The organism is Brevundimonas lutea (genome assembly GCF_003704105.1).
GTDB classification, from domain to species: domain Bacteria; phylum Pseudomonadota; class Alphaproteobacteria; order Caulobacterales; family Caulobacteraceae; genus Brevundimonas; species Brevundimonas lutea.
The window spans coordinates 587,646-612,517 of record NZ_QUOQ01000002.1; the positions used below are offsets into that span (position 1 = coordinate 587,646).

Annotated in this window: 28 protein-coding genes and 1 tRNA gene; 20 read left to right on the forward strand and 9 right to left on the reverse strand. The window is 68.1% G+C overall.

Features of this window, described 5'->3' with window-relative positions:
* Positions 1-91: 91 nt before the first annotated feature.
* The 7 genes from mreC to EES48_RS03090 all read left to right on the forward strand — a co-directional run bounded on the left by mreC (position 92) and on the right by EES48_RS03090 (position 8,351).
* Positions 92-1,234, forward strand: coding sequence for a rod shape-determining protein MreC (gene mreC, locus EES48_RS03060; protein ID WP_122464882.1), 1,143 nt, complete (start codon positions 92-94; stop codon positions 1,232-1,234).
* Positions 1,231-1,749, forward strand: coding sequence for a hypothetical protein (locus EES48_RS03065; RefSeq protein WP_122464883.1), 519 nt, complete (start codon positions 1,231-1,233; stop codon positions 1,747-1,749). The genes mreC and EES48_RS03065 overlap by 4 nt, the downstream gene beginning before the upstream one ends.
* An 8-nt stretch (positions 1,750-1,757) precedes the next feature.
* Complete coding sequence (gene mrdA, locus EES48_RS03070) at positions 1,758-3,776, forward strand: penicillin-binding protein 2 (protein WP_122464884.1); 2,019 nt, start codon at positions 1,758-1,760, stop codon at positions 3,774-3,776.
* Positions 3,773-4,927, forward strand: coding sequence for a rod shape-determining protein RodA (rodA, locus tag EES48_RS03075; protein WP_122464885.1), 1,155 nt, complete (start codon positions 3,773-3,775; stop codon positions 4,925-4,927). The genes mrdA and rodA overlap by 4 nt, the downstream gene beginning before the upstream one ends.
* 48 nt (positions 4,928-4,975) lie before the next feature.
* Positions 4,976-5,485 (forward strand): DUF6173 family protein, encoded by a 510-nt coding sequence (locus tag EES48_RS03080; RefSeq protein WP_122464886.1) that lies wholly within the window; start codon positions 4,976-4,978, stop codon positions 5,483-5,485.
* 96 nt (positions 5,486-5,581) lie between these two features.
* The gene (locus tag EES48_RS03085) at positions 5,582-7,393 is read left to right on the forward strand and encodes an autotransporter domain-containing protein (protein ID WP_122464887.1); all 1,812 of its coding nucleotides are present in this window, start codon (positions 5,582-5,584) and stop codon (positions 7,391-7,393) included.
* 346 nt (positions 7,394-7,739) lie between these two features.
* Positions 7,740-8,351 (forward strand): M23 family metallopeptidase, encoded by a 612-nt coding sequence (locus EES48_RS03090; protein ID WP_240623192.1) that lies wholly within the window; start codon positions 7,740-7,742, stop codon positions 8,349-8,351.
* 9 nt (positions 8,352-8,360) lie between these two features.
* Here the strand turns inward: EES48_RS03090 and EES48_RS03095 are convergent, their stop codons facing one another.
* Both EES48_RS03095 and ppk2 read right to left on the reverse strand, forming a co-directional pair.
* Positions 8,361-9,191: a polysaccharide pyruvyl transferase family protein gene (locus EES48_RS03095; protein ID WP_162997977.1), complete on the reverse strand. Its 831-nt coding sequence runs from the start codon at positions 9,189-9,191 to the stop codon at positions 8,361-8,363.
* Positions 9,192-9,270: 79 nt separating this feature from the next.
* On the reverse strand, positions 9,271-10,026 hold the full coding sequence (gene ppk2, locus EES48_RS03100; RefSeq protein WP_122464890.1) for a polyphosphate kinase 2: 756 nt from the start codon (positions 10,024-10,026) through the stop codon (positions 9,271-9,273).
* 48 nt (positions 10,027-10,074) lie between these two features.
* Here ppk2 and EES48_RS03105 point away from each other — a divergent pair, with 48 nt between their 5' ends.
* The 3 genes from EES48_RS03105 to EES48_RS03115 all read left to right on the forward strand — a co-directional run bounded on the left by EES48_RS03105 (position 10,075) and on the right by EES48_RS03115 (position 12,357).
* Entirely contained in the window at positions 10,075-11,187 is a 1,113-nt protein-coding gene (locus tag EES48_RS03105; RefSeq protein WP_122464891.1) for a serine hydrolase domain-containing protein, read from the forward strand.
* A gap of 37 nt (positions 11,188-11,224) precedes the next feature.
* Positions 11,225-11,986 carry an extensin-like domain-containing protein gene (locus EES48_RS03110; RefSeq protein WP_122464892.1) on the forward strand — a complete coding sequence of 254 codons (762 nt, stop codon included), beginning with the start codon at positions 11,225-11,227 and terminating at the stop codon, positions 11,984-11,986.
* A gap of 167 nt (positions 11,987-12,153) precedes the next feature.
* Complete coding sequence (locus EES48_RS03115) at positions 12,154-12,357, forward strand: cold-shock protein (RefSeq protein WP_122464893.1); 204 nt, start codon at positions 12,154-12,156, stop codon at positions 12,355-12,357.
* Positions 12,358-12,384: 27 nt separating this feature from the next.
* On the opposite strand, the gene EES48_RS03120 is transcribed toward EES48_RS03115, so the two are convergent.
* From EES48_RS03120 to EES48_RS03130, 3 genes are all read right to left on the reverse strand, one after another.
* A complete protein-coding gene (locus tag EES48_RS03120; RefSeq protein ID WP_122464894.1) occupies positions 12,385-13,296 on the reverse strand; it encodes a DMT family transporter in 912 nt (303 codons plus the stop codon).
* Between the two features lie 214 nt (positions 13,297-13,510).
* Positions 13,511-14,359 (reverse strand): tRNA glutamyl-Q(34) synthetase GluQRS, encoded by an 849-nt coding sequence (gene gluQRS, locus EES48_RS03125; RefSeq protein ID WP_122464895.1) that lies wholly within the window; start codon positions 14,357-14,359, stop codon positions 13,511-13,513.
* A 24-nt stretch (positions 14,360-14,383) separates the two neighbouring features.
* On the reverse strand, positions 14,384-15,886 hold the full coding sequence (locus tag EES48_RS03130; protein ID WP_122464896.1) for a pilus assembly protein: 1,503 nt from the start codon (positions 15,884-15,886) through the stop codon (positions 14,384-14,386).
* A 221-nt stretch (positions 15,887-16,107) separates the two neighbouring features.
* Here EES48_RS03130 and EES48_RS03135 point away from each other — a divergent pair.
* From EES48_RS03135 to rplA, 5 genes are all read left to right on the forward strand, one after another.
* Positions 16,108-16,183, forward strand: a tRNA-Trp gene (locus tag EES48_RS03135).
* Between the two features lie 76 nt (positions 16,184-16,259).
* Entirely contained in the window at positions 16,260-16,571 is a 312-nt protein-coding gene (secE, locus tag EES48_RS03140; protein WP_122464897.1) for a preprotein translocase subunit SecE, read from the forward strand.
* 26 nt (positions 16,572-16,597) lie between these two features.
* Positions 16,598-17,173, forward strand: a complete 576-nt coding sequence (gene nusG, locus EES48_RS03145) for a transcription termination/antitermination protein NusG (protein WP_122464898.1) — start codon at positions 16,598-16,600, stop codon at positions 17,171-17,173.
* Positions 17,174-17,336: 163 nt separating this feature from the next.
* A complete protein-coding gene (gene rplK, locus EES48_RS03150; RefSeq protein ID WP_122464899.1) occupies positions 17,337-17,768 on the forward strand; it encodes a 50S ribosomal protein L11 in 432 nt (143 codons plus the stop codon).
* Positions 17,769-17,770: 2 nt separating this feature from the next.
* Positions 17,771-18,460, forward strand: a complete 690-nt coding sequence (gene rplA, locus EES48_RS03155) for a 50S ribosomal protein L1 (RefSeq protein ID WP_122464900.1) — start codon at positions 17,771-17,773, stop codon at positions 18,458-18,460.
* A gap of 337 nt (positions 18,461-18,797) precedes the next feature.
* On the opposite strand, the gene EES48_RS03160 is transcribed toward rplA, so the two are convergent.
* Entirely contained in the window at positions 18,798-19,967 is a 1,170-nt protein-coding gene (locus EES48_RS03160) for an aspartyl/asparaginyl beta-hydroxylase domain-containing protein (protein WP_240623193.1), read from the reverse strand.
* A 196-nt stretch (positions 19,968-20,163) separates the two neighbouring features.
* Between EES48_RS03160 and EES48_RS03165 the strand changes: the two genes are divergently transcribed.
* The 4 genes from EES48_RS03165 (at position 20,164) to rplL (ending at position 22,432) form a co-directional block, all read left to right on the forward strand.
* Entirely contained in the window at positions 20,164-20,610 is a 447-nt protein-coding gene (locus tag EES48_RS03165) for an NUDIX hydrolase (protein ID WP_122464901.1), read from the forward strand.
* Between the two features lie 56 nt (positions 20,611-20,666).
* Positions 20,667-21,164 carry a DUF2059 domain-containing protein gene (locus EES48_RS03170; protein ID WP_122464902.1) on the forward strand — a complete coding sequence of 166 codons (498 nt, stop codon included), beginning with the start codon at positions 20,667-20,669 and terminating at the stop codon, positions 21,162-21,164.
* Positions 21,165-21,469: 305 nt separating this feature from the next.
* Entirely contained in the window at positions 21,470-21,985 is a 516-nt protein-coding gene (gene rplJ / locus EES48_RS03175; protein ID WP_122464903.1) for a 50S ribosomal protein L10, read from the forward strand.
* 57 nt (positions 21,986-22,042) lie between these two features.
* Entirely contained in the window at positions 22,043-22,432 is a 390-nt protein-coding gene (rplL, locus tag EES48_RS03180) for a 50S ribosomal protein L7/L12 (RefSeq protein ID WP_122464904.1), read from the forward strand.
* A 121-nt stretch (positions 22,433-22,553) separates the two neighbouring features.
* Here rplL and EES48_RS03185 read toward each other — a convergent pair whose 3' ends face one another.
* Both EES48_RS03185 and EES48_RS03190 read right to left on the reverse strand, forming a co-directional pair.
* Positions 22,554-23,024 carry a hypothetical protein gene (locus EES48_RS03185; protein WP_122464905.1) on the reverse strand — a complete coding sequence of 157 codons (471 nt, stop codon included), beginning with the start codon at positions 23,022-23,024 and terminating at the stop codon, positions 22,554-22,556.
* 156 nt (positions 23,025-23,180) lie between these two features.
* Positions 23,181-23,615: a hypothetical protein gene (locus EES48_RS03190; protein ID WP_162997978.1), complete on the reverse strand. Its 435-nt coding sequence runs from the start codon at positions 23,613-23,615 to the stop codon at positions 23,181-23,183.
* A 192-nt stretch (positions 23,616-23,807) separates the two neighbouring features.
* On the opposite strand from EES48_RS03190, the gene EES48_RS03200 reads away from it, so the two are divergent.
* Positions 23,808-24,227, forward strand: coding sequence for a hypothetical protein (locus EES48_RS03200; RefSeq protein ID WP_162997979.1), 420 nt, complete (start codon positions 23,808-23,810; stop codon positions 24,225-24,227).
* A 23-nt stretch (positions 24,228-24,250) separates the two neighbouring features.
* Here EES48_RS03200 and EES48_RS03205 read toward each other — a convergent pair whose 3' ends face one another.
* Positions 24,251-24,748: a GAF domain-containing protein gene (locus EES48_RS03205; protein ID WP_122464909.1), complete on the reverse strand. Its 498-nt coding sequence runs from the start codon at positions 24,746-24,748 to the stop codon at positions 24,251-24,253.
* Between the last annotated feature and the right edge of the window lie 124 nt (positions 24,749-24,872).

Consider the following 24,872-nt stretch of genomic DNA (forward strand, 5'->3'; position numbering starts at 1 on the left):
GGGCGTGACCGGGAATCGACAATCGCGATAGACTCGCGGCCCAAAGGGACGGGACCTCTCCCGACCGGGGCCATTTCCAGGAAGGCGCGCCGTGGCGTTTCGCGACGGACCGTTCGAGAAGCTGAAACTGCCGGTGGCCTGGACGGCCGCCGCGGCGGTGATCGTCGCCTTGATCGCGGCGGTGATGCTGCTGCTCGGCGACCGGCGCGAGGCGATGGCGGCCGAAAATTACGCCCCGACGCGTCAGGCCTTCGACACGGCGGCCGCGCCGGTCGGCGGAGTGCTGTCCCTGCCGGGGCGCTGGCTGCGCGGGGCCGGCAGTTATGTCGGCGGCTATTTCAACGCCGTTTCCGAGAACCGCCGCCTGAAGGCGGAGATCGTCGAACTTGAGCAGTGGCGCGATCAGGCCCGAGCGCTTTCGAACCTAAATGCTCGCTACGAGGCGTTGCTGGGCGTCCAGCCCGAGCCGCCGGTGCCGACGGTGGGCGCGAGGGTCGTGTCCGATGCGCGCGGCCCCTTCGCCAACGCCCGGCTGATCAACGCGGGCGCCAACAAGGCGGTGCGCGTGGGCAATCCGGTGGTCAGCCAGGACGGACTGGTAGGCCGCGTCGTCGGGACGACGCCGATCGCCTCGCGGGTGCTTCTCGTCACCGACGTGGCCAGCCGCATTCCGGTGATGATCGAGCGCACCAATGCGCGCGCCCTGCTGGCGGGCGACGCATCCAACAATCCTCGCCTCGACTTCGTGCGCGGCGAGGACGTGATCCAGGAGGGCGACCGCGTCGTCACCTCCGGCGACGGCGGCGGTTTCCCGCGCGGCGTGCCAGTCGGCGTGGCGGCCAAGGGGCTGGACGGGGCCTGGCGGGTCAAGCTGTTCTCGGACCGCAATCCCGTCGATGTGGTCAAGGTGCTGCTGTTCCAGGACTTCGCCCAGCTGGTGAGCGAGGGCGAACTCAACGAAGCGCCCCTGGCCGGGCTGAACACCGCGCCGTCGCCGAGCCCTGAGCTGGCCGCCGCCGTCACCGACGCCGCCAACCGACGCCTGGCCCAGGAACAGGCCGCCGCTCGCCAGCGCGAGGAGGCGATCCTGCGCGCCCGCATCCAGGAGCAGACCCGGATCGAGGCCGCCGCCCAGGCTGCGGCCGAAGCCAGAGCGCGCCAGCAGGCGACCGCGCCGGCGCAGCCCGGCGCCGGAACCTCGCCCGCGCCCACCCAGCCGGCCGCCCAACCGTGAGGCGGGGCCGGGGATCGCGCAGCTTCAGTCCGCTGGAGTGGATCGTACTGCCGGCCCTGGCGGCTCTGGGGGTGACCATCCTGCTGGCCGTTCCCCTGCGATTCTGGGGTGCGCATTTGCCCGAGCCGGTGGCGCCTCTGGTGCTGGCTTTCGCCTGGCCGTTGATCCGGCCATCAGTGCTGGCGCCGGTCGCGCTGCTAGGCTTGGGGGTGTTCCTCGATCTGTTCTGGGGCGGGACGCTGGGGCTGTGGCCTCTCTCACTCTTGATCGTCTATGGCCTTGTTCTGTTTGGGCGAAGCTTGCTGGCGGGACAGGACACGCGCATGCTGTTCTTCTGGTTCGCCGGAGCCGTCCTGATCGCCTTTTTCGTGGCCTATTGGACGCTCAGACTGGACCTGGGGGCCGGGCCGCACTTTTGGCCGGTGGTGTGGCAGATCATCCCGACCCTTGTGTTGTTTCCCGCCGCCGACTGGCTGATCCGGCGGTTCGATGACGCGGACGTCGGGTTCCGCTGAGTAGGCTTATGAGCAAGAAGTCCGAACCCTCGATCTTCTTCTCCGACGCCAATGAGCGCCAGGGGTCGTTTCTGCGCCGCACCCTGCTGTTCGGGGGCGGCACGGCCCTGGGCGTGACGGTGCTGAGCGCGCGGCTGGGTCAAATTCAGGTGGTCCAGGCGGCGGAATATTCGACGCTGGCGACCGAGAACCAGTTCAACTATCGCCTGGTGCCGCCGCCGCGCGGCCGGGTGCTGGACCGCAACGGCGTGGTCCTGGCCGGAAACCGCCCCAGCTTCCGCGTTTTGGTGGTGCGCGACGAGATCGACGACCTGGACCAGACGCTGGACTACGTCGGCAAGATCCTGCCCGACACCCTGGAGCGGCGCCGCGCCATCATCCGCGATGTGAACGCCGCGCCGCGCTTCTCGCCCGTGCCGGTCAAGTCGGACCTGACCTGGGAGGAGTTCTCCAAGGTCAATCTGCACGCCACCGAACTGCCCGGCGTGATGGCCGACATGAACGAGGCCCGCTACTATCCGCATGGCGGCGCCTTCGCCCATGTGGTCGGCTATGTGGCCAAGGTCTCGGCCGAAGACGTCGACGCCATGAAGGACCGGGGCGAGGACGTGCCCCAGGTGGTGTTCAACCCCAGCTACCGCATCGGCCGCATGGGGGTGGAAAAGGCGCTGGACGCCCAGCTGCGCGGCGAGGCCGGCGGCAATCGGGTCGAGGTCGACGCGCGCGGCCGCGTGGTCGCCGAGGACCAGGCCGGATCACGCCCCGCCGTTCCGGGCAAGGACGTGGTCCTGACTTTGGACGCCGACATCCAGAAGCGCGCTCTGGAGGTATTCGGCGAGGAATCCGGCGCCTGCGTCGTGATGGACGTCAGGAACGGCGACATCCTGTGCATGTCCTCGGCCCCGGCGTTCGATCCGAACCTGTTCGTCTCGGGGGTGCCCAGTTCGATCTACCGCGCCTGGGCCGACTATGAGCGTCGCCCGCTGCTCGACAAGGCCACCACCGGCACCTATGCGCCGGGCTCGACCTTCAAGCCGGTGGTGGGCATGGCCGCCATGCTGCGCGGGGCGAACCCCGACCGCGTCATCAACTGCTCCGGCGGATATTACCTGGGCCGGCGTTTCGCCTGCCACGCCACGCACGGCGCCCAGACCATGCGCGACGCCATTAAGAATTCCTGCAACGTCTATTTCATGACGCTGGCGGTCGAGATGGGGCCGGATCCCATCGCCGAGACGGCCCGCAAGTTCGGCTTCGAACAGGAGTTCGACATCGGCATCGGCGGCCAGAGCGAAGGTCTGGTGCCCGACCGCGCCTGGCGGCGGCGCAATCCGGTGGGCGGCGACCCCAACTGGTATCCCGGCGAGAACCCCAGCTTCGGCATCGGTCAGGGCGCCGTCAGCGTCAATGCGCTGCAACTGGCCGTCTACACCGCGCGCCTGGCCAACGGTCGACAGAACGTGCTGCCGCGCCTGATCCACTCGGTCGGCGGGGTCGAGCAGCCGCGCCAGGCCTTCCAGCCGCTGCCCTTCCCCGAGGACCGCATCCAGGTGCTGCGCGACGGCATGAATGCGGTGACCGAGGCGGGCGGCACCGCCTTCCGCAACAGTCAGCTGGGCCTGGGCGCCGTGCGCATGGCGGGCAAGACCGGCACGGCCCAGGTGCGCAACTACGGCGCCGGCTCACGCAAGGGCGCCGGCCAGCCCTGGGCCATGAAGGACCACAACCTGTTCATCGCCTACGCCCCGATCGACAAGCCGCGCTACGCCATGGCCGTCATCATCCAGCACGGGGGCCTTGGCGGCGGCACCGCGGCCGCGCCCCGCGCCCGCGAGGTGATGCGGGTCACTCTGCTCAAGGACGCCGAGCTGCGCGAGCGCATCGAGCGCAACGGCTTCGTCGAGACCGAGGATCCCGGCGCCCACGACGTGCCGGAATCCCTGGCCCCGGCGGCCGCGCCGCCCACCGCTGCGCCCGCGGCCACCCCGACAGGGCCACGCCCCTATCTGTCGGAGCCGCGCGGATGACCGCCTCGGCCCTGACCCGGCCGGGCCAACGCGACCGGCTGTCGGAGAAGATCACCGAGATCGACTGGCGCCTGGTGATCCTGCTCGCCGTGGTCGGCGGGACGGGCGCGATGATGCTCTATTCCGTCGGCGGCGGGTGGAGCCCATGGGCGGCGGACCATGTGATCCGTTTCTCGGTCATGACCGTGGTCATGCTCGGCCTGGCCCTGATCGATCTGAAATGGTGGTTCCGCGCCGCCTATCCGCTGTACGGCCTGTTCCTGCTGCTGGTGCTGATGACCGAGTTCACGCCGCTGGGCTACACGGCCGGCGGCGCCCGTAACTGGCTGAACCTGGGCTTCATCCGTCTGCAGCCGGCCGAGTTCATCAAGTTCGGTTTGGTTTTGGCGTTGGCCCGCTGGTACCATGCGCATTCCGCCCAGGACGCCCGGCTGTCGTGGAAGCTGCTGATCCCGGCCGCCATGGTCGGCGTGCCCTTCCTGCTGGTGGCCAAACAGCCCGACCTGGGCTCGGCCATGCTGATCGCCCTGACCGGAGCGGCGATCATGTTCCTGGCGGGGCTCAGCTGGCGCATCATCGCGGTCGGCGTCGGCGCGGCAGTGGCGATCATTCCGCCCTTCGTCATGTTCGTGATGCACGACTATCAGCGCAATCGCGTGCTGACCTTCCTCAATCCCGAAGCGGACCCTGCGGGCACCGGCTACAACATCATCCAGTCCAAGATCGCCTTGGGCTCCGGCGGCCTGCTGGGACGCGGCTTCGGCCTGGGCAGTCAGAGCCAGCTGGAGTTCCTGCCCGAGCGGCACACCGACTTCATCTTCTCGGCCCTGTCGGAGGAGTTCGGCTTCGTCGGCTCCTTCACCATCCTGCTTTGCTACGCCGCCATCGTGCTGATTTCGCTTCGGATCGCCTCGCTCAGTTACAGCCATTTCGGGCGACTGGCGGCGGCGGGGATCGCCTCGACCTTCGCCCTGTTCATCCTGATCAACGGGGCGATGGTCATGGGCCTGGCGCCTGTGGTGGGGGTGCCGATGCCGCTGCTGTCGTATGGCGGATCGTCGATGATGACGCTGATGATCGGCTTCGGTCTGATCATGGCGGTCCGTGTGCACCGCTACAGCGAACTCCCCAAGGGCCAGGCGCTGTTCTGAGCCAGCTGGGGTGGACGGCGCCGCCGGGGACCGGTGTAGGGTGCGGCCATGACCAAGACGAAGACCAAACCCGCCAAGGCCGCCTCGAAGAAGGCCGCGCCCCAGACCGCCCCGGTCAAGGCCGATCCGGCGATGTTTTCCGACTGCGGCGACACGCCGTGTCCCGAGCCGATGGTGCCAGCCGCCACCCCCGACGAGCGGCGTCAGATGACCGCCGATGTGCGCATGCGCGACAACCCGGCGGAATGGGCGTTCGTGCGCCTGTCCAAGCTGGTCGAGGAGTTCGAGTCCAAGCTTGACAAGGACGACGAGGTCGGGGTGCGGCTGGTCGGCGCGCCCGGCGACGCCACGCTTCAGATCGACGACATCGGCTTTTGGGGCCCCGACATGATCCTGTTCTTCGGCAAGAACCCGGACGGCAAGCCGGTGCGCCTGATCCAGCACTACACCCAGGTGAACCTGCTGCTGGATGCCCGCAAGAAGCCCGAGGCCCGGCCAGCCCGGCGGATCGGCTTCAATCTGGCGGAGATGGTGAAGAGCACCAATCCCAAGTCATAGCGAAACCTTCCCCAACGGCATCTTGCACCTTTCGCGAAGCGGTTCACACTGTCTCGCAACGGTCGCGGGATCGACGGCCGACGGGAGGACTACATCATGTCTCGACTTCTTCGCGGCGCCGCGTCCTGCGCCCTGATGGCGGCGGCTCTCATGGCCGCGCCCCAGGCGGCCGAGGCCCAGACCTACAACCGGCTGGTCGTGTTCGGCGACAGCCTCAGCGACAACGGCAATCTGTTCGCCTTCACCGGCGGAACCCAGCCGCCCGCGCCATTCTATGTGAACGGCCGGTTCTCGAACGGGCCGGTGTTCACCGAATTGCTGGGCTTCGACGCCACCGGCTTCGGCACGACCTCGGGCAGCGTCAACTACGCCTTCGGCGGCGCCCGCACCGACTTCGCCATGAGCCCCCCGGGCATGCGGCTGCAGCTCGCGGCCTATCTGCAGAATGGCGGGACCTTCGGCGACGGTGACCTGGTCAGCGTGTTGGGCGGGGCCAACAACCTGTTCCAGGGCATTCCCGGCGCGGCCACCAGCCCGACCCCCATCGCGGCCCTGAACCTGGTGGCCAGCGCCGCCGCCGCCGACGTCAACGCCCTGGTCTCCCAGGTCGCCCAGGCGGGGGCGGGGACCATCATGGTCGTCAACCTGCCGCGCCTGTCGCTGACGCCCCAGTTCCTGAACAGCCCGGCGGGGCCGCTGGCCGACCAGGGCGTGGGCACCTTCAACACCGCCCTGCTGACCGGTCTGCGCACCACGGCGGCGGGGACGGACAGCAACATCATCTATGTCGATCTGTTCCGGGCCGGCGACTTCATCGCCCCCAACGCCCAGCGCTTCGGCATCACCAACATCACCGACACCTGCCTGAACGAGACCACCGGATCGATCTGCGCCAACCCCGACGGCTATTTCTACTGGGACGGGGTGCACCCCACGGCCGCGGGACACCGGATCATCGCCTCCCTGGCGCGGGACTACATCTATTACGGCGACTGGGGCGCCCAGGCGACGGTGCTGGGCGAGATGGCCTATGGCCGGCGCCAGGATGCGCTGGACGACGCCGGCGCGCTGATGGCCGACGCCGCCGGCTGGGGCGCGGGCACGCGTCTGACCATGATGGGCCTGTACGAGAACACCACCTATGACGCGCGCGGCGTGGTGGCCGAAACCGACACCCAGGCGGGCGGCGCGCGCCTGGCGCTGGAGCACAGCCCCAACGACACCTGGCGGTTCGGCCTGGCGGGGTCGATCCTCTCCGGCGACGCGGACGCGGGGGCGATGACTTTTGACAGCGAGAGCCTCAGCTTCGACGCCTGGGGCGGCTGGCGCTCCGGCATGGTGTTCGTCAACGCCTACGGCGGCGTCTCGGCCGAGAACTACGACGATATCGAGCGGATGACCCAGCTGGCCCCGGCCATCCACACCGCCGGGACGGACGCCTTCAGCGTCGGCGCCAAGATCGAGGGCGGCGTGGCCGTGCCCCTCGGCGGTCTGGCCCTCGTCCCGCGCGTGGGGCTGAACTGGATCTCGGCCGAAGTCGACGGCTATCGCGAGACCGGTCCGGCGGCGCAGCTGGAATTCCAGGACCGGACCGTCGAGGCGCTGTCGGGCGAAGCCGTCCTGGCCCTGGCCGGCGGCGACGAGAACCTGGGCTTCTACGCCTCGGGCGGCTATCGCCACGCCTTCGACGACTCCGCCGATCCCGTGCGCGTCGGCATCCTGGGAAACACCGCCCAGATCCTGGAGCGCGACTTCGACCTGCCGCAGGGCGAGGAGTGGCTGGCCGAGGCGGGGATCAGCGCCCGCATCAGCGACACCATGCGGGTATCGGCGGGTTATCGAGGCCGGTTCGGCGATGCGGCCGACAGCCATCTGGCGGGCGTCGCCTTCACCCTGACCCTGCCGTAAATTCCACGTCGATTGCTGAAGTTTGGAGGCCGCCTCTCCTGCAGGGGCGGCCTTTTTCTCGCGCTCTGTCCGACATTTTGCGTTCGTCTAGCGCGGGTTACGCAAGCGCGTGTCGGGTTCCGTTGCCGCGACAATCCGCCGCGCTCCCTGCCTCATTCCGGCCCGGACCGGTCGGCATAAGACCCATCCATTCGGTCGCCGCCCGCTCATCTCCGGGCCCGCGCGTCGCTCCTTCCGGGAGGGCGCCCGCTCCGGCGACCTTCCAACATAGAGCCGACACGGAGACGCCGCCGCAATGCGACGCCTAACGCCGACTTTTTCGTTTCAGGCCCCTCGCTGGGCCCGCGTGAAATCCTTCCTGATCCATTCCGGTCAATCGGCCGGTCTGATCGCCGCCGCCGGCCTGGCGATGGCCATGGCGCCGCTGACGCCCGTCGATCCGCTGGTCCAGATCCAGGGCGACGACGCCCCCACCGCGCCGCCGGTTCAGGCCGAGGCCGAGGTGCTGGGCCCGCCGATCCAGATTGTCCGCTTTCTCAAGCCGGTTGACGGGTATGACGTGAATTCCAATTTCGGCCTCCGTCATCTGGCCGGAGAGGCCAAGCCGCGCCCGCACCAGGGCGTCGATATCGCCGCGCCGGTGGGCGTCGCCGTGCTGTCCACGGCTCCTGGAGAGGTGGTCCGAACCGGCTACGAGCCCGGCGGCTACGGGCGCTTCGCGGAGATCAAGCACGCCAATGGCCTGACCAGCTTCTACGCCCACATGAGCCGGGTGGAGGTGAAGCGTGGCGACCGCCTGTCGGGTGGCGAGCGCCTGGGCCGGATCGGCTCGACCGGCTATTCGACCGGCCCGCACCTGCACTTCGAAATCCGTCGCGGCGGGGTGAAGCTGGACCCCACCCGCTTCATCGACCGCGAGTTCGCCTTCCGGTCGACATCGACGTCCGCTCTGGGCTGAACCGCGACCCTATCCCGGCTTGTGGTAGGGGAAGGCGTTCCACAGCGGATCGTGACTGATCGTCCACTCCGGCAGCGTCGCGGTGTCTGCGATGGCAGCCAGACGATCGTCGCTGACCTCGACGGGAGCGATCAACGCCTCGCTGACCTTTTTGGCGTCGAGCGTGGTGAAATGATCCTCGAACTTGAAGCGACCGCCTGACAGTGGCTCGTCACCCACCGACAGCCAGACCCACGGCACGCCATAGGCGCTGGCGATGATCAGTCCGTGGAGCGAGCTGCTGATGACCCGATCGGCCGCCGCGATCTGATCGATGACGCTGTCTGGGTCGTCCTGAACATCCACCCAGTGGAAGCGGTCGCGGCTCAGCCCGCCGAGCGTGGGCTTGTGCACATAGTGCGCGACGATCGCCGTCTTTCCCGCCACGTCGGGACGTGGCTTGGGTTGGTAGAGACGCGGGAGGAGAACGGCCGGGTCCCCGAAGACTTCGGGCGCTTCCCATCCCAGGCGATGACGGACATACCAGAGCGTCTTGCGACCACGCAGGGCATGGATTCGTCGAGGCCGCATGGGCTTGAGCCGTTCAGCGCGGGCCTTGCTGATGTGCCGGATCGAGCCGCTGCCCCAGACCTCGAGCCCCGGTCTATCAAACGTCTGGATCAGTGATCCGACCGTGGCGAGGCCTACGGCGTCAGGCTCGTGGCGGCGACCCATGACATTCCGGACCGGTCGTCCCGACATCATCTCGACCATCCAGGGCCCAATAAGGTCGCCGAAATTCTTTTCCTTCGACCACCAGTAGAGGTCGATAGGTTCGCCGGCGGTCGCAACTGGGGTCATGCTGGTCCTTGGAACGTGCCGGAAACTGCGCCGGGGCTGTCTCTCGCTGCGAGCAGACGGCGTCAAGCCGAGATGTGGTTCACGTCGCCAGCCGCGCCAGACTGTCGGCGCTGGGGAACACCACATCCACGTTCGGCGCCTCGACCCTGGCCCCCGGCCGCCCCATCGCGCGCAGCACATGGCGCAGGATATTGATCCGCGCCGTCTTCTTGTCGTCCGTCGCGACCACGGTCCAGGGCGCGGCCGGGTGGTCGGTTTCGGCCAGCATGCGGTCGCGCGCGGCGGAATAAGCGTCCCACCGCTTCTGCGCCTCGCCGTCCAGGGGCGAGATCTTGAACTTCTTCAGCGGGTCCTCGCGCCGGGCCTCCAGCCGCGCCGCCTGCTCCTCGCGGCTGATGTCGAGCCACAGCTTGATGATCTTGATGCCGTCGTCGGCCAGCAGGCGCTCGAACACCGGGGCGTCCTTCAGGAACGCTTCGTGCTGTTCCGGCGTGCAGAAGCCCATCACCGGCTCGACCCCCGCGCGGTTGTACCAGGACCGGTTCAGGATCACCGTTTCGCCGGCGGCCGGCAGATGAGGGGCATAGCGCTGGAAATACCACTGGCTCTGCTCGCGATCCGACGGCTTGGGCAGGGCGACGACGCGCGTCTGGCGCGGAGCGGCGACCTCGGTGATGCGCTTGATCGCCCCGTCCTTGCCGGCGGTATCGCGGCCCTCGAACACGATCAGGGTCCGCAGGCCGGTTTCGATCGTCCAGGCCTGGGTGTTGACCCATTCGATCTGCAGCGCCTCGAGATCGCGATCGTAGGCTTTCTTGTCGGATTTCTTGCCCATGAAACGACGATGGGCTGAAACCGGAGTTAGCGAAAGAGGGATCGATTCATGCGCCGACGCGACATCCTGGCCGGGCTTAGCCTCAGCGCCCTGGCAGGCGCCGCCTGCGGACGCGAGCCGTCGCCTCCGCGCCCCGGCATGGCCGGCGCTCTGGATCGGGCGCGAGCGGCGGCCGACGCTCCCGCCATGGGCGCGATCGTGGTCGATCGCGACGGCGTGGTCTGGTCGGATGTGGCCGGCGTTCGGCGTCGGGGCGGCGACGCCATGGTGACGCTCGGCGATCGCTGGCACCTCGGCTCCAACACCAAGGCGATGACGGCCCTGACCTACGCTCGTCTGGTCGAGGCGGGCGGGGCGGCCTGGGATACCCCGCTGGCGCAGCTGTTTCCCGTGATTTCGGTCGATCCAGCCTGGGCGGGTATGACGCTGGAGCCGTTCATGGCGCACCGCGCCGGGCTGCTGGACGCCGGCCATCTGGACGGCTGGTTCGCCACCGCTCGTGCCGATCCGCGCAGTCTGACGGAGCAGCGCCTCGCCCTGATCGACCGCGCCCTGTCGGCGCCGCCGAATGGGACGCCGGGCCAGTACGCCTACGGCAATCTCAACTACATGTTGGTCGGTGCCGCGATAGAACAGATCACCGGCAGGCCCGCCGAAACCGCGATCGCCGAGCAGGTTTTCCAACCGCTGGGCCTTTTGTCCGCAGGCTGGGGCGCACCGCCTGATCCCGCGCCCTGGGGCCACCGCAACCTGTTCGGTCAGCTGATCCCCATGGACCCGGCCAGTCCGGGCGCGGACAATCCGCTGGCGCTCGGTCCGGCCGGGACGGCCCACATGAGCCTGGCCGACTATGGCGGCTGGTTGCGGGTCTTCCTGGGCGGTGGTCCGCAGGGTTTCGTCTCCGAGGGCAGTCTGGCGCGCCTTGCCCGGCCGTGGCCCGACGCCGCCTCGACCTACGCTTTGGGCTGGGGCGTGGCGCCGCGCGCGCCCTGGGCGGGGGCGGGGCCCGGTCTGGCGCACGAAGGCTCGAACACGATGTGGCGCTGCGCCGCCCTCGTCGCGCCCGCGCGTGGCCTCGCCGCTGCTGTCATCGCCAATCGCGACACCGATGACTGCGCGCCCCTGGCCGCGCGCCTGATCGAGATGGCGGCTCAGGCCTGATTGCCGACTCTTCGGCGAGCGGGCAGGGTGCTGCCGCATGCGTCGTGATCTGGCCGACTTCTGGAACCTGTTGTGGGAGTTGGCGCTGGGCGCGGCGGCCCTGTTCCTGATGCTCGACGCCCTGGCGCCGCCTGAACACCTGTTCTGGAAGCCGCTGGATCTGGAGCGGCCGATTGGTCAGGCCACCGCCCGCCAGGTGCGCGACTTCGACATCCCCCGGACCGCGGCGCCGCCCCTCATCGAACAGACGACCCAGGAGTGCATGGCCACCCTGCGCGCGGCCGGCGTTCAGGTCGAACGGGCCGAGGATACCGACGACGGCGGCTTCTGCGTGGTGCAGGGCGCGGTCCGCATCACCGGAGGGGCGGTCACGCCGCTGCGCCCCGGCGGGGTTGTCATGCAGTGCCCGCTGGCCATCCGCTATGTCATCTGGGACCGCCAGGTGCTGCAGCCGCTGGCGCGCTCGCGTTATGGTTCGCCCCCGGCCGCGGTCGACAACATGGGGACCTATTCCTGCCGCCGCATCTATGGCTCGCAGTCCGACGGCGACCGGCCCAGCGAACATGCGCGGGCCAACGCCCTGGACGTCGCGGGGGTCACCCTCGCCGACGGACGGCAGGTGTCCGTCCTCACCGACTGGGACGGCGACGGACCTGCCGGGCGTGATGGTCAGGCTTTCATCCGCGCCGCGCGCGACGGGGCCTGCCGCCTGTTCGGCGTGGTGCTCAGCCCGGACTACAACGAGGCGCACCGCGATCACCTGCACCTGGACGGGGCGCCTTACAGCCTGTGCCGTTGACGCCGTGTCATCGTTTATCTGTTGACGGTCTCGTTTGACCGGGTGACAACCCCTGCGCAGCTAGGAACTTGCGGTCGCTCCTTCTCTTGGAACGAGCTGTCCAGAGTGGCTGTCGGGGGCGTCTCGGCGCTCTCGCCTGGAAAGCGCGTTAGATTTGGAGACGCACAATGGCGACCGGAACGGTCAAGTGGTTCAACCCCACCAAGGGTTTTGGCTTCATCCAGCCCGAAGCGGGCGGCGCCGATGTGTTCGTGCACATCACCGCCGTGCAGAAGGCGGGCCTCGCCGGCCTCGATGAGAACGCCAAGGTCGAGTACGAGCTGGAAAACCAGCGCGGCAAGACGGCGGCGGTGAACCTCAAGGTTCTCTGATTTCCGGCGGTCTGCGGACCGCTTCGATCAGGATGCGACGGGCGCGGGGGCTTTGGCCATCGCGCCCGTCGTGCGTCTGGAGGCCCGCTGGGCCAGAACGATCCCGATGAGCACCAGGACGCCGCCGGCCATCTGGACCGCCGTCATCGTCTCGGCGAACAGCAACCAGGCCAGGATCGCGGCCGCCACCGGCTGGATCAGCACGACCAGCGACGTCAGGCTGGCCGGGACGCGGCCAAGCGCCCAGGTGACCCCGCCCTGGCCCGCCACATGCATCAGCCCCATGGCCGCGCAGGCCAGCCACCCGCCGAGGCTGGCGGGGAAGATCTGCTCGCCCAGAATCAAGCTGACCGCCAGCAGGCCGGGCGTGGCCAGGGTCGTGGTCCACACCATGACCCGCATGGCCGAGGCGCGCCGTCGCGCCACCGAAACCGCCAGGAAATAGCCCGCGTACCACACCGCCGTGCCGGTCGAGAGGAGGTCGCCGAGCAGCGGATTCGAGCCCTGCTCGCCGCTGGCCCCCGCCGCCATCGCTGCGGCGCCGGCCAGGGCCAGCACCAGCGCCAGGATGAAGATGCGTCCCGGCCGCTCGCCCCAGGCCAGCCAGACGAACAGGGTGACCACGACGGGCGCCAGGTTGCACAGCAGGGTGGCGTTGGCGACCGAGGTCATGACGATGCCGTAGTGCCAGAAGCTGAAGTCCAGCACGAAGAACAGCGCCGCCAGGGCCATCGGCCGTGTCGGCGAACCGAAGCCTCCGCCGCCCGGCCGCCCGGCGATCGCCAGCAGCAGCGGCAGGGCGAAGACGAAGCGCCAGAAGGCGGCCGCCGTCGGTCCCGTGTCGGCCAACCGGACCAGGATCGGCGCCAGCCCCAACACCATGGCCGCCCCGACCAGCACGGCCAGGGGAAGCAGGGGATGCTGGGAGATGCGGCTCATCGACGGCCGATAGACCCGGCCGGGGCGGTTGTCATGGGGATTGCGCCTTGGCTGGGCCGCGACCGCTCAGGGCTGTGAAAAAGGTCCGTCTCCCCGAGCGAAGGCCGGCGTCCAGATTGTAAGACGCAGACTATGGCCGCGAGGAGCGCCGTCTCTTGGCCGCCGTCTCACTCCCGCGCGTGAATCTGGGCCCCGGCCTTCGCCCGGGACACGGTTATGGAGCGAGCTCCGCCCGCAGGTCCGCCGCCGTCACCCCCGCCGCCCTCATCTCCGCCAGGGTCACGCTCTGGTCTCGCTTGGCGTACCGACGGCCGTCCGGGCCGGTCAGCAGCCGGTGGTGGCGATAGGTCGGGATCGGCCAGCCCATCAGCGTCTGGATCAGCACCTGAATATGGGTGGCCTCGAACAGGTCCTGACCCCGGATCACGTGGGTGACGCCCTGCAAGGCGTCGTCGTGGACACAGGCCAGATGATAGGCGACGGCGGCGTCCTTGCGCGCCAGCACCACGTCGCCGGCGGTTTCGGGCCGGGCCGGGATGCGACCAGTCTCGCCATCCGGACCCGCGCCCTCCTCGACGAAGCTCAGCGACGACCAGGCCGCCTCGCCTAGAACCTCGCGCGCCCGGTCCAGCGACAGACGCCAGGCGAAGGGACGGCCCTGGGCCAGCAGACTGGCTTCCTCATCGGCCGGATGCGGGCCGGGTCGAGCCGCCTCCAGCGCGCCGTGGGGGGCGTCGCCGATGGCGTCCAGGATGTCCTTGCGGGTGCGAAAGCAGCGGTAGAGCAGACCGCGCGCCCGCAGATCGTCGATCGCGGCGGCGTAATCGCCGAGATGATCGGATTGCCGTCGGACCGGCCCGTCCCAATCGATCCCCAGCCAGGCCAGGTCCTCCAGGATCGCGTCCTCGAACTCGGGCCGGCAGCGGATCGGGTCGATATCTTCGATGCGCAGCAGGAACCGGCCGCCGGCCTCGCGCGCCGCTTGCCACGCGGTCAGGGCCGAGAAGGCGTGACCCTTGTGCAGCCGTCCGGTGGGCGAGGGGGCGAAGCGGGTGACCAGCATCCGCTCCGCTTAGCGCCGCCCTGCTTACTGGACCAGACGCACCCGATTGATCGAGGCCGCGATCGCGTCAAACGCCTCGCCCAGAGCCGCGTTGTTGGAGGCGTTGAAGAAATAGTCCGCCTGGCTGGCGCAGCCGCGCAGCATGGTCGTCGAGGCGTCGTCCTCAATGCCCAGGGCCACCGTGTAGATCTCGATGTTCTGCGACTTGGCGTAGTTGCAGATGGCGGTGACGTCGTCGTTTGTCTGCTTGAGCTGGCCAGCCGCAGTCGTGGCGATGTGCTGGCCGAACTTCGTGCCGTTCGGACGATAGGTCATGGTGTTCACGCCGTCGGTCATCAGCACCATGATCTTGCGCGGACTGCGGTTGGCGGGGCCATAGGCGCGGCCCTCGGTGAACGGCGCGCCGGGCGAGAGGACGTTGACGCCCCAGATCAGGCCGCCCGGGATGAAGGTCATCGGATCGCCGCCGCGCTGCTTGGTCGTGACCATCCCGCTGATGGCGCTGAGGACGGTGGCGCGGTTGTCGGACAGCGGCACGATCTCGGTCTGGCAGTCGCGCTTCTTGTCGTTGACGATGATGCCCGCATACGGGCTCATGGGCGCCGTATCGCTCAGCCGCAGGTCTCCGATGCGGGAGTAGACACAGCCTTCCCAGCGGAACTGTTCGGTATAGGCCGCGCGACCGCCCGTCGGCTTGCCGGCGTTCGGGTTCGGGCGTTTTTCCTTCTTGGTGCAGTCGCGACGCTGCTCGGTGTAGCTTTCGGTGCGCCCGTCCAGCTGGCGTGTCCGGTTGACGGTGTAATACGGGCCGTACGCCGTGCATTCCTCGATCTCGTCCGCCTGCTTTCCTGGATCTTTGGCAGGCACATGTTTGTCGTACTCTTCGAGGCTCAGCCACGCCTGACCGCGGTTGGCCTTTCCGACGTTGACGTACTCGGCATAGGGCACGACGCCGACCTTCACATCGGCCTCCTCGCGTTCCTTGACCTTGGTGACCAGCGAGGCTGCCGCCGCCTTCAAGGCGGCGATACGGGTCTGGCCGCCCGCGTCCATCTGGTTCATCGAGCCGGTGTTATCCAGCACAAGAACAAGTTCGACGGCCTCCGCCTCGCCACGCTGCGCCACGGCGGTGACATTAAGCGGCATGGTCTGAACGCCCGCCAGACCCATGAAGATGGTCGGCACGCCGCCGGTCATGGTGACGGTCACCTTCTCGTCGGCATAGGTCAGCTCGGTGTCGTAGTCGGGATCGACGAAGGCTTTGCGCATGTTCGGCGAATTCGCGGCCACATGGGCGTCGGCGATGGTGCTCAGCGCGGATTCATCGATCTCGCGCGACGCCGCCGCCGACAGGGCCGCACCGTCCAGCACGCCCTGGGTTTCGCTCTTGGCGATGGTCCAGCGGTAGTAGTCGACGCCGAAGCCGGTCATCAGGATCAGGACCAGCGCCCCGATCCCGAACATGATGGCCGTCGCGCCCGACTGGTCGCGCCGAAACCTTTCCGTGAAGCGCTCGGCCCCCGCCATGCTCGTATCCTTCGATCACCATCGCGGGCTCTGACGGCCCGATACCGCGCGGGATATCAGCAATAGGCTAGCGAACCGTTAGCTTGGGACCATTTTCCGCCGTGCCGGCTCCGACCCGTCCTTGCCTCTCGCGGGGGGCGCTGATAAACGCGCCGGTCTGGCCAAGGCCATGCGCGCCGAAGGGTCCGCCCTCCGGCGCGCTGTTCCTTGTCCGGGAGCCTAGGAGTGTAGCTCAGCTGGTAGAGCATCGGTCTCCAAAACCGAGGGCCGGGGGTTCGAGTCCCTCCACTCCTGCCACCTTCCCCCTGTCGAAACCGGTCGGGCTTTCCCATCTGGCGACGATAGGGGACCACGAAAGCCGAGTAGAGACATCATGGCCAAGGCGAAGACTCCGGGCGGACGCCGCTCCGGGGGGCAGACTTCGGGAACGCGAGCCGGCGGCGGCGCTTCGGGCGCCACCCTGACCGTCGACGCGCCCGAGCCCAAGAAGCCGCGCACCAGCCCGATGCAGTTCATCAGCCAGGTCCGCGCCGAAGGCCGCAAGGTCACCTGGCCCAGCCGCAAGGAGACCTGGATCACCTCGGTGATGGTCTTCATCATGGTGATCATCGCCGCGCTGTTCTTCTGGGGCGTCGACTTCGCCCTGGGCGCGGCGTTCCAGCGCATCATCGCCCTCGGCCGTTAAGACACAAGATTTCAGGAGACGCGCCCATGACGGACGCCGCGCCCGCCGCCCCCGCCAATCCCCGCCACAAGTGGTACATCGTCCACGCCTATTCGAACTTCGAAAAGAAGGTCGCCGAGCAGCTGCGCGATCAGGCCAAGCAGCAGGGGCTGGAGGGTAATTTCTCCGAGATCCTGGTGCCGACCGAGGAGGTCGTCGAGATCCGCCGGGGCCGCAAGATCAACTCCGAGCGCAAGTTCTTCCCCGGCTATGTGCTGGTGAAGATGGAGATGACCGACGAGGCCTATCACCTGGTCAAGAACACACCCAAGGTGACCGGCTTCCTGGGATCTCAGGGCGGCACGCGGCCGCTGCCGGTGTCCGAGCGCGAGGTCCAGGCCATCATCGGCTCGCCGGAGCAGGGCGTCGAGCGTCCCAAGCCGACGATCCGCTTCGACATCGGCGAGAACGTCAAGGTCATCGACGGTCCCTTCGCCAGCTTCGACGGCGCGGTCGAGAGCGTCGACGAGGAACGCGCCCGCCTGCGCGTCGCCGTCTCCATCTTCGGCCGTCCGACGCCGGTCGAACTGGAATACGGCCAGGTGGAGAAGACGGGGGGGTGATCGCCCCGCCGGTCCGGGGCGGCTCAGATTGCCACCGCTCCGCCGCTCTGCTAAACGCCCGCCTCCCTCGAAAGAGGGCTCAAATCCGTGGGAGGCCGCCATGCCGCACCACGGCTCACCGGCCCCGTCAGATCTGACGGGGCTTCATCGTTAGGAGAGATCAATGGCCAAGAAGATCCTCGGCTATATCAAGCTGCAGGTGCCCGCCGGCTCCGCGACCCCGTCGCCGCCGATCGGCCCGGCTCTGGGTCAGCGCGGCGTCAACATCATGGGCTTCTGCAAGGAGTTCAACGCGCGCACCGAGAAGGAAGGCAAGGGCACGCCCCTGCCGACCGTCATCACCGTCTATCAGGACAAGAGCTTCACCTTCATCACCAAGACGCCGCCGGCGACCTGGTACCTGAAACAGGCCACCGGCCTGAAGTCGGGCGCCAAGCTCACGGGCCGCGAGACCGCCGGCAAGGTCACCCGCAAGCAACTGCAGGAGATCGCCGAGAAGAAGATGAAGGATCTGAACGCGAACGATCTCGACGCCGCGACCAAGATCATCGAAGGCTCGGCCCGCGCGATGGGCCTCAAGGTCGTGGAGGCTTGATCATGGCGAAGCAACCCAAGCGTATTCAGGCCTGGACCGGCGACCGCGAGACGGCTCTGCCGTTCGCCGACGCCATCAAGGCGGTCAAGGACAACGCCAAGGCCAAGTTCGACGAGTCGATCGAGATCGCCGTCAACCTGGGCGTCGATCCGCGTCACGCCGACCAGCAGGTCCGCGGTGTCGTGAACCTGCCGTCCGGCACCGGCCGCGACGTCCGCGTCGCCGTCTTCGCCAAGGACGCCAAGGCCGAAGAAGCCAAGGCCGCCGGGGCCGAGCACGTCGGCGCCGAAGACCTGTACGAGAAGATCAACGGCGGCTTCATGGAGTTCGACCGCGTGATCGCCTCGCCGGACATGATGGCCCTGGTCGGCCGTCTGGGTAAGGTGCTGGGCCCGCGCGGCCTGATGCCGAACCCCAAGGTCGGCACGGTGACCCCGAACGTCGCCCAGGCCGTCAAGGACGCCAAGGGCGGTGCGGTCGAGTTCCGCGTCGAGAAGGCGGGCATTGTCCACGCCGGCATCGGCAAGGCCTCCTTCACCCAGGACGCCCTGGAAGCCAACGTCAAGGCGATCGTCGACGCCCTGAACAAGGCCAAGCCCTCGGGCGCCAAGGGCACCTATGTGAAGAAGATCAGCCTGAGCTCGACCATGGGCCCCGGCTTCAAGATCGACCCGGCCTCGCTGGGCGCCTGATCGCTCCAAGGGCGATAGGCCACTAGATATTGCGGCGGTGCGGAGCGATCCGCGCCGCCGTTTTTCGTTTGCCGTTGACGGCCATATGCGAAGGCGGGTTCATCACAACGAACACCACGGGCTCACGACGAACACCACGGGGTGTGAGGCGCTGTCGTCGTCGAGACGATAAGGCGGGTACGGCAGGGGCGCCTGGATCGACGCCACGGCATCGATCAAATCAAAACGATGATGTTGCTGGTCTTAAAGCGCGCACGATCCCGTCGTGCCCGCTGTGCCTTCGTCGTGTTCGTTGTGATGAACCGGACAGTCGCCAACGGCCGACGAACCTGGCGCGCTACTCGTCCTGCGCGAACTGGCGCTGGGCCTTCATCATGGCGGTGATCAGGGCCTTTTCGCCCTCGGCCAGATAGGGGTTCCAAACGTCGAAGATCAGGATGACCCGCAAGGCGTCGGCGTCGTTCCAGGCCTCGTGCTCGATGGTGTCGTCGAAGACCCAGGCGCGGCCCATCTCCCACTCCCGCGTCCGGTTGCCGACCCGGAACCGCGCCGGGCCGGGCAGGATCAGCGGTAGATGGGTCAACAGCCGCACATTGGCCGACCCGGTGTGCGCCGGGATGTGGGTATGAGGCTGCAGCGCCGAAAAGACGGCGGTCGGCGCGAAGCCGTCCTGATGCGCCATCGGCAGGCCTTCCAGCAGGGCCGTGGTCCGGGGACAGCGTTCGCAGGCCTCGTCCTGTCTCTCGCCGTCGCGCCACAGGAACAGCGAGGTCCATTTGCGCGAATGATTCAGCTCGCCCCACTGATTGACCGGGGCCCCCTTGGGATACTGGATGTAGGGGGCGAAGGCGTCGAGATCGGCGGCCAGCAAGGCCTCCAGCTCGGTCTTGATGATGTCGGTGGCGGCTTCCAGCTCCGACAGCCAGGGAAACAGGGCGCGGTCGTAGAAGGGGATGGCCGGCAGGCGGGGGTAGTTGAGCAGGATCGGCTCCTGCTTGGGCGCAGGCTTGAGGCCGGCGTAGATCTCCAGCCCCTCCTCGAACCGGTCGCGCGTGGCCTCGTCCAGGTCCGAGCCGATGTCGGCCACGGCGCGGCGCATGGCCTCGCCAAGCCGCTCGGCATGGCGCTTCACGAGGCCGTCGGCGTAGTCGATCTGGGCCAGGATCGCGGGCGGGCAGCGTTCGCGTGGCGGCGCGATCTTGAGAGCGTTCCGGAACACCTCGGCGGCGGCCTTAGGGCGGCTGATCTTCTCCAGCAGGGCCCCCTTGGCCAGCAGGGCGATGAAGTCATACGGCTGAATGGCCAGCGCGTCCTCAATCGTCGCCAGCGAGCCATGGAAGTCGCCCATCAGCCTCAGCGCCAGGGCCCGGTTGAGAATGGAGTTGTGGGTGGCCCCACCCATCCGCTCGGCCTGGTCAATCAGGTCCAGCGCTCCGTGCGGATCCATGCGCGCAAGGCGCTCGCCGGCCTGCCGCAGCAGGTCGGACTGGGGAGAGCCCAGATTCATGAGGAAAGCTCAGGGAGGACGGATGATTACCGGTCTGTAATCTGCCATGAATCGGGGTGCGTCAAGCTGCCGCACCACTGGCGTAGAAAATGGTCCGTGGCCGGATTTCTTGACGTTGACCGGACGGGGGGCTAAACGCCTCGCCCCTGCGAAAGCGCCGACCGGGCGACTCGCGGTTCCCGGAGCGCTGTCCGCCATGTCCCGCCGCAAGGGCGTCAGGGTCGTTCGCGACCACCGTCGTCAAGTCGCCGCCCTGCCGTGGCGGCGCGCGACCGATGGCGTGGAGGTGTTGCTGGTGACCTCGCGTGAGACGCGCCGCTGGGTGACGCCCAAGGGCTGGCCCATGCCCAGGAAGACCGCCGCCGAGGCCGCCGCTCAGGAAGCCTGGGAGGAGGCGGGGGTGCGTGGTGTGATCGCGCCTGAGCCCTTGGGCGCGTTCCACTACGACAAGCGGCTGAAGAACAATCGGCTCCAGCCCTGCGTGGTCGATCTGTTCCCGCTCGAGGTGACGGAGGAGGCGGACGCCTGGCCCGAGGCCGACGAACGTGAGCGCCGCTGGATGGCCCCTCGAGAGGCGGCGCCCCTGGTCGACGAGCCGGAGTTGACGGCGTTGATCGAGGCCTTCGGGGCCCTCAAGACCTAGCGCTTGCCGAACGGCGGCGCGCGACCTAACGGTGCAGGATCATTGGAGGGCGTCCCATGTTGCGTGTGCTGTTGATCGTAGCCGGCGCGATGGCCTTGGCCAGCCCGGCCCTGGCGCAGGACGACACCCAGCGCCGAACCGAATTGGCTCAGGAATATGTCCGACTGGTTCAGACCGACCAGTTGGGCAAGTTGATCCAGGAGGCCGTCGGCCAGCAAATGGCGGCTGACGGTGCGGCGACGGATGAGCAGCGCGACTTCATGCGTCGTCAGGGCGTGCCGGCGGTGCAGCGCATGGTCAATTCCGTGATGACCCAGATGGTCCCGGTCATGGCCGAGCTCCACAGCGAGGCGGAGCTGCAGGCCCTGGTCGACTTCTATTCCACGCCTCTGGGCCAGACCATCGCGACCAATCAACTCCAGGTCGGCATGCGACAGGAAGCCATCATGCAGGGCGCCTTGATCGAGATGATGACCTCGCTGATGGCGAAATACTGCGCTGAGTTCGACTGTGAGGCGCCCGGTGCCGCCAGGAACAGCAAGCCCGCCGGTTGATTTCCCGGCGCAAGCCTGTATAGAGCGCGCCTTCTTCGCTCCGGTCCGCCGGGGCGATGCCTGTCCGAGAACTTCGGGGCGTGGGGGTCACCCATGCCGTAACCAGCCAGGGAGCCCCCTGGTCGCCGAGGGGAGATGGGGATGCAGACGATCCCGCCTGTCGGCCCGGTTCCGGGATGGACGGGGATATCGGCTTCCTTCGGACAATCAAGACCGGCCCTGATCCGCTCGCGGCGACGCAAGCGTGTCCGGACCCCACGCCGTCGGGAATCGCCCCGGCGGCGAACGACTGACTGGAGACCGCAATGGACCGCGCACAAAAGGCCGAGTCGATCGAGACGCTCAAGGGCGTGTTCGCCGACGCCGGCGCCGTGGTCGTGACCCACAACCTGGGTCTGACCGTTGCGGACATGGAAGACCTGCGCGGCCGCCTCCGCAAGGAAGGCGGCGCGTTCAAGGTGGTCAAGAACCGCCTGGCGCTCAAGGCGCTCGAAGCCGAAGAGGGCAGCGACTACCACGGCCTGTTCAAGGGCCCCGTGGGCATCGCCTATGCGCCCGATCCGGTGACGGCCGCCAAGGTCACCGCCGACTTCGCCAAGGGCAACGACAAGTTCGTCGTCCAGGGCGGCTTCATGGGTGACAAGGTTCTGGACGCCGCCGGTGTTTCGACCCTGTCGAAACTGCCGTCGCTGGATCAGATCCGCGCCTCGCTGCTGGGCCTCATCAACGCCCCCGCGACCAAGATCGCCGGTGTCGTTCAGGCGCCCGCCGGCCAGCTGGCCCGGGTGTTCAACGCCTATGCCACCAAGGACGCGGCGTAACGCCCATCCATCTCCGCACTCCACTATCCAACCCAATCCTCCGAAGGAAACTATCCCATGGCTGACCTGTCCAAGATCGTCGAAGACCTGTCCAAACTGACCGTCCTCGAAGCCGCCGAACTGTCCAAGCTGCTGGAAGAAAAGTGGGGCGTTTCCGCCGCCGCTCCGGTGGCCATGGCCATGCCGGCCGGTGGCGGCGCCGCCGGCGGCGCGGCCGAGGCTGCTGAAGAGCAGACCGAATTCACCGTCGTCCTGCTGGACGGTGGCGACAAGAAGATCAACGTCATCAAGGAAGTCCGCGGCGTGCGTTCGGACCTCGGTCTGAAGGAAGCCAAGGACCTGGTCGAAGGCGCCCCGCAGAACGTCGTCGAGAACGTCTCCAAGCAGAACGCCGACGAAATCGCCAAGAAGCTGACCGAAGCCGGCGCCAAGGTCCAGGTCAAGTAAGACCCGGACTTGCCGCGCAAGCACAGAGACGGCCCCGGAGCGATCCGGGGCCGTTTTTGCGTCTGGAGACGGAAAGCGGACTGACGGCCTGGCTGATAAGGGTGGAAAGCGGACATGGGCGCTAAAGAAGGGCGACCCCGCCCGGCCCGCCTTCCCATCGCTTGGCTCGTTCCGCTGCCCCTGCGGTGTCTTCAGCGGGGACGCGGGTGATGAGGGGGCCGACATAGGGGTCGCGTGGGTCCCCGTGCGTGGGCAACTGCCAGCCTACGCTGCACGCGCGGCAGCTGTTCTTGTCTATCAGGACAGAGGGCGCGTGGTTCAAAGAGGGTTCGCCCGGCGGGGTGAACTGCTGGACCAAGACCGACGAACCTTGATCGAAGATTTCGAAACCGAGGTCTGACTGGAACGGATGGTGTTCAAACTGGGTAACGGCAGCCGTCGCCGTCGCCACGTAGTCACATCGCTGGACTTTAGGGCCAGTGCAGCCCGGCGAGGCATGGATCGCGCCTACAAGCAGAGCAAGCCCAGCCAGCACCGCGAAAATTGAAAACGCGCCGAAGCCTAATGGCAGCATACCGCCCGTTTTGAGCATCGTCGCCTCCCAACGGATCAGACGAAACCAGCAATCAGCAGCGAAGTCGAGATGTCCGCAACGGGTCGACAGCGGCTATCGGGACGCTCCCCGCAACCGGCTACGTCACGCCGCCTCGACCCCCGCCGCCCACGCGGCCGCTGTCGAGCCCCACCGCTACCGCCGCGTCATCGTCACCGCGCCGATGTGGCCGCCGAACGGCAGCAGTCGGACCCGGACGTTGGCCGAGCCCCTGAATCCCTGGGCCAGTCTTTCGGTGAGGGTGAAGGTCATCCTGGCCGAGCCCGAACTTGTGGGCATGACCACCACTAACTCTCCATTCCTCACCAGGCACTCGGCGGGTCTGGCGCGCAGCACGCAGGCGATCCGATCGCCGGACGCCGCCGTGATCTCGAGGGGAAGGTCGGGCCGGCCGCCCTCGGGCGCCTCGACGGTGATGCTCATGCCGCGCCGCTCGGCGGGCGTGATCGCCAGCGTCCACTCGCCGATCACGTCCCTGGCGGTCAGGGGTGCGGCCCCCTGCGCCAAGGCCGCGCCGCCCATGGCGGCCCACACCACGGCGGCCGCTCCGATTTCGAACCCAGTCGCCATGGTCGCCTCCACAAATCCGCGGGCCCCGAGCATCTAACGATTTCCGTTGGTTGACCCGTGAATTCTTTGACAGCATCGGCGCCTGGGGATCGACAGGGCGAAACGATCGCCGTCGGCCGTTCAAAGACCCTTGCTATGTCTGCCGGGACCGCTCACCGTCGCGTCTCGACCGGCCCGGGGGAGGGGCTCTCCATGTTTCGTATCGTCGCCACCGGCCTGACGGCCTTCATTCTTTGCGCCTGCGATCCCGTGGAGGAAACCGCCCCACCGGTCCCGGCTGAGGCGTCCGCCCCCGCGTCCGGCCCGACCCTGAGCGCCGACTTGCCGGCGGCCACCACCTGGCAGGCCACCCAGGATCGCTATCGCGGGATCGAAGCCCAACCGTCGGACCCGCTCGAGGCGATCGAGTGGCGGGCGGTCCAGTGCGAGCACATGGCGGGCGAATTCGGCGGCGACAATTCCGAACGCGACCAGCAGCTGAACGCCCGCATGGACGAGCTGCGCTGCGGCGACGAGCTTCTAGCCGACGCCCGAGCGCTGCGTGACGCCCGCGCGGACGATCCAGCGGTGGCGGCCCGCCTCGCGCCGGTCCTGGCGATCTACGAGCCCTGACGGCCGGACGGGGCCTGCGGCGTTCAGCCGGCGCCGAACACCTTTGCCGTCAGCCGCTCCAGGGCTTCGGCGTCCACGGCGTCGAAGGTCGCGTGCTTGGTTGAATCGACGTCCAGCACCGCGATCAGCCGACCGGCCGCGTCCGTGACCGGGACCACGATTTCGCTGTTCGAACGGCTGTCGCAGGCGATGTGGCCGGGAAAGGCGTGGACGTCCTCGACGACCTGGGTCTTCCGCGTCGCCGCCGCCGCGCCGCACACACCCCGGCCGAACGGAATGCGCAGGCAGCCCAAGGTGCCCTGATAGGGGCCGACCACCAGTTCGTCCCCCTTGGCCGGATCGACGACGTAGAAGCCCGTCCAGAAGTAGTCCGGGAAAGCGTCGTTGAGCATCGAGGCGACCGTGGCCATGCGCGCCGTCAGGTCGGGCTCGCCGTCCAGCACGGCCAGGATCTCCCCCTCGACCTCGGCATAGCGTTCCGCCTTGTCGGCGGGTCGGTCGTCGCGGATCACGTGGGCCATGGGCGCTCCTGAAGTCTGTCCGCTCAGATAGGGTGTCACCGAAGCTTCGTCGATGCGTCGCCCTGCCTGGGTTGCGCGCGGGGAGGGGGGCGGCTACCTCGACCCGGCGCCCGCCCGACGGCCG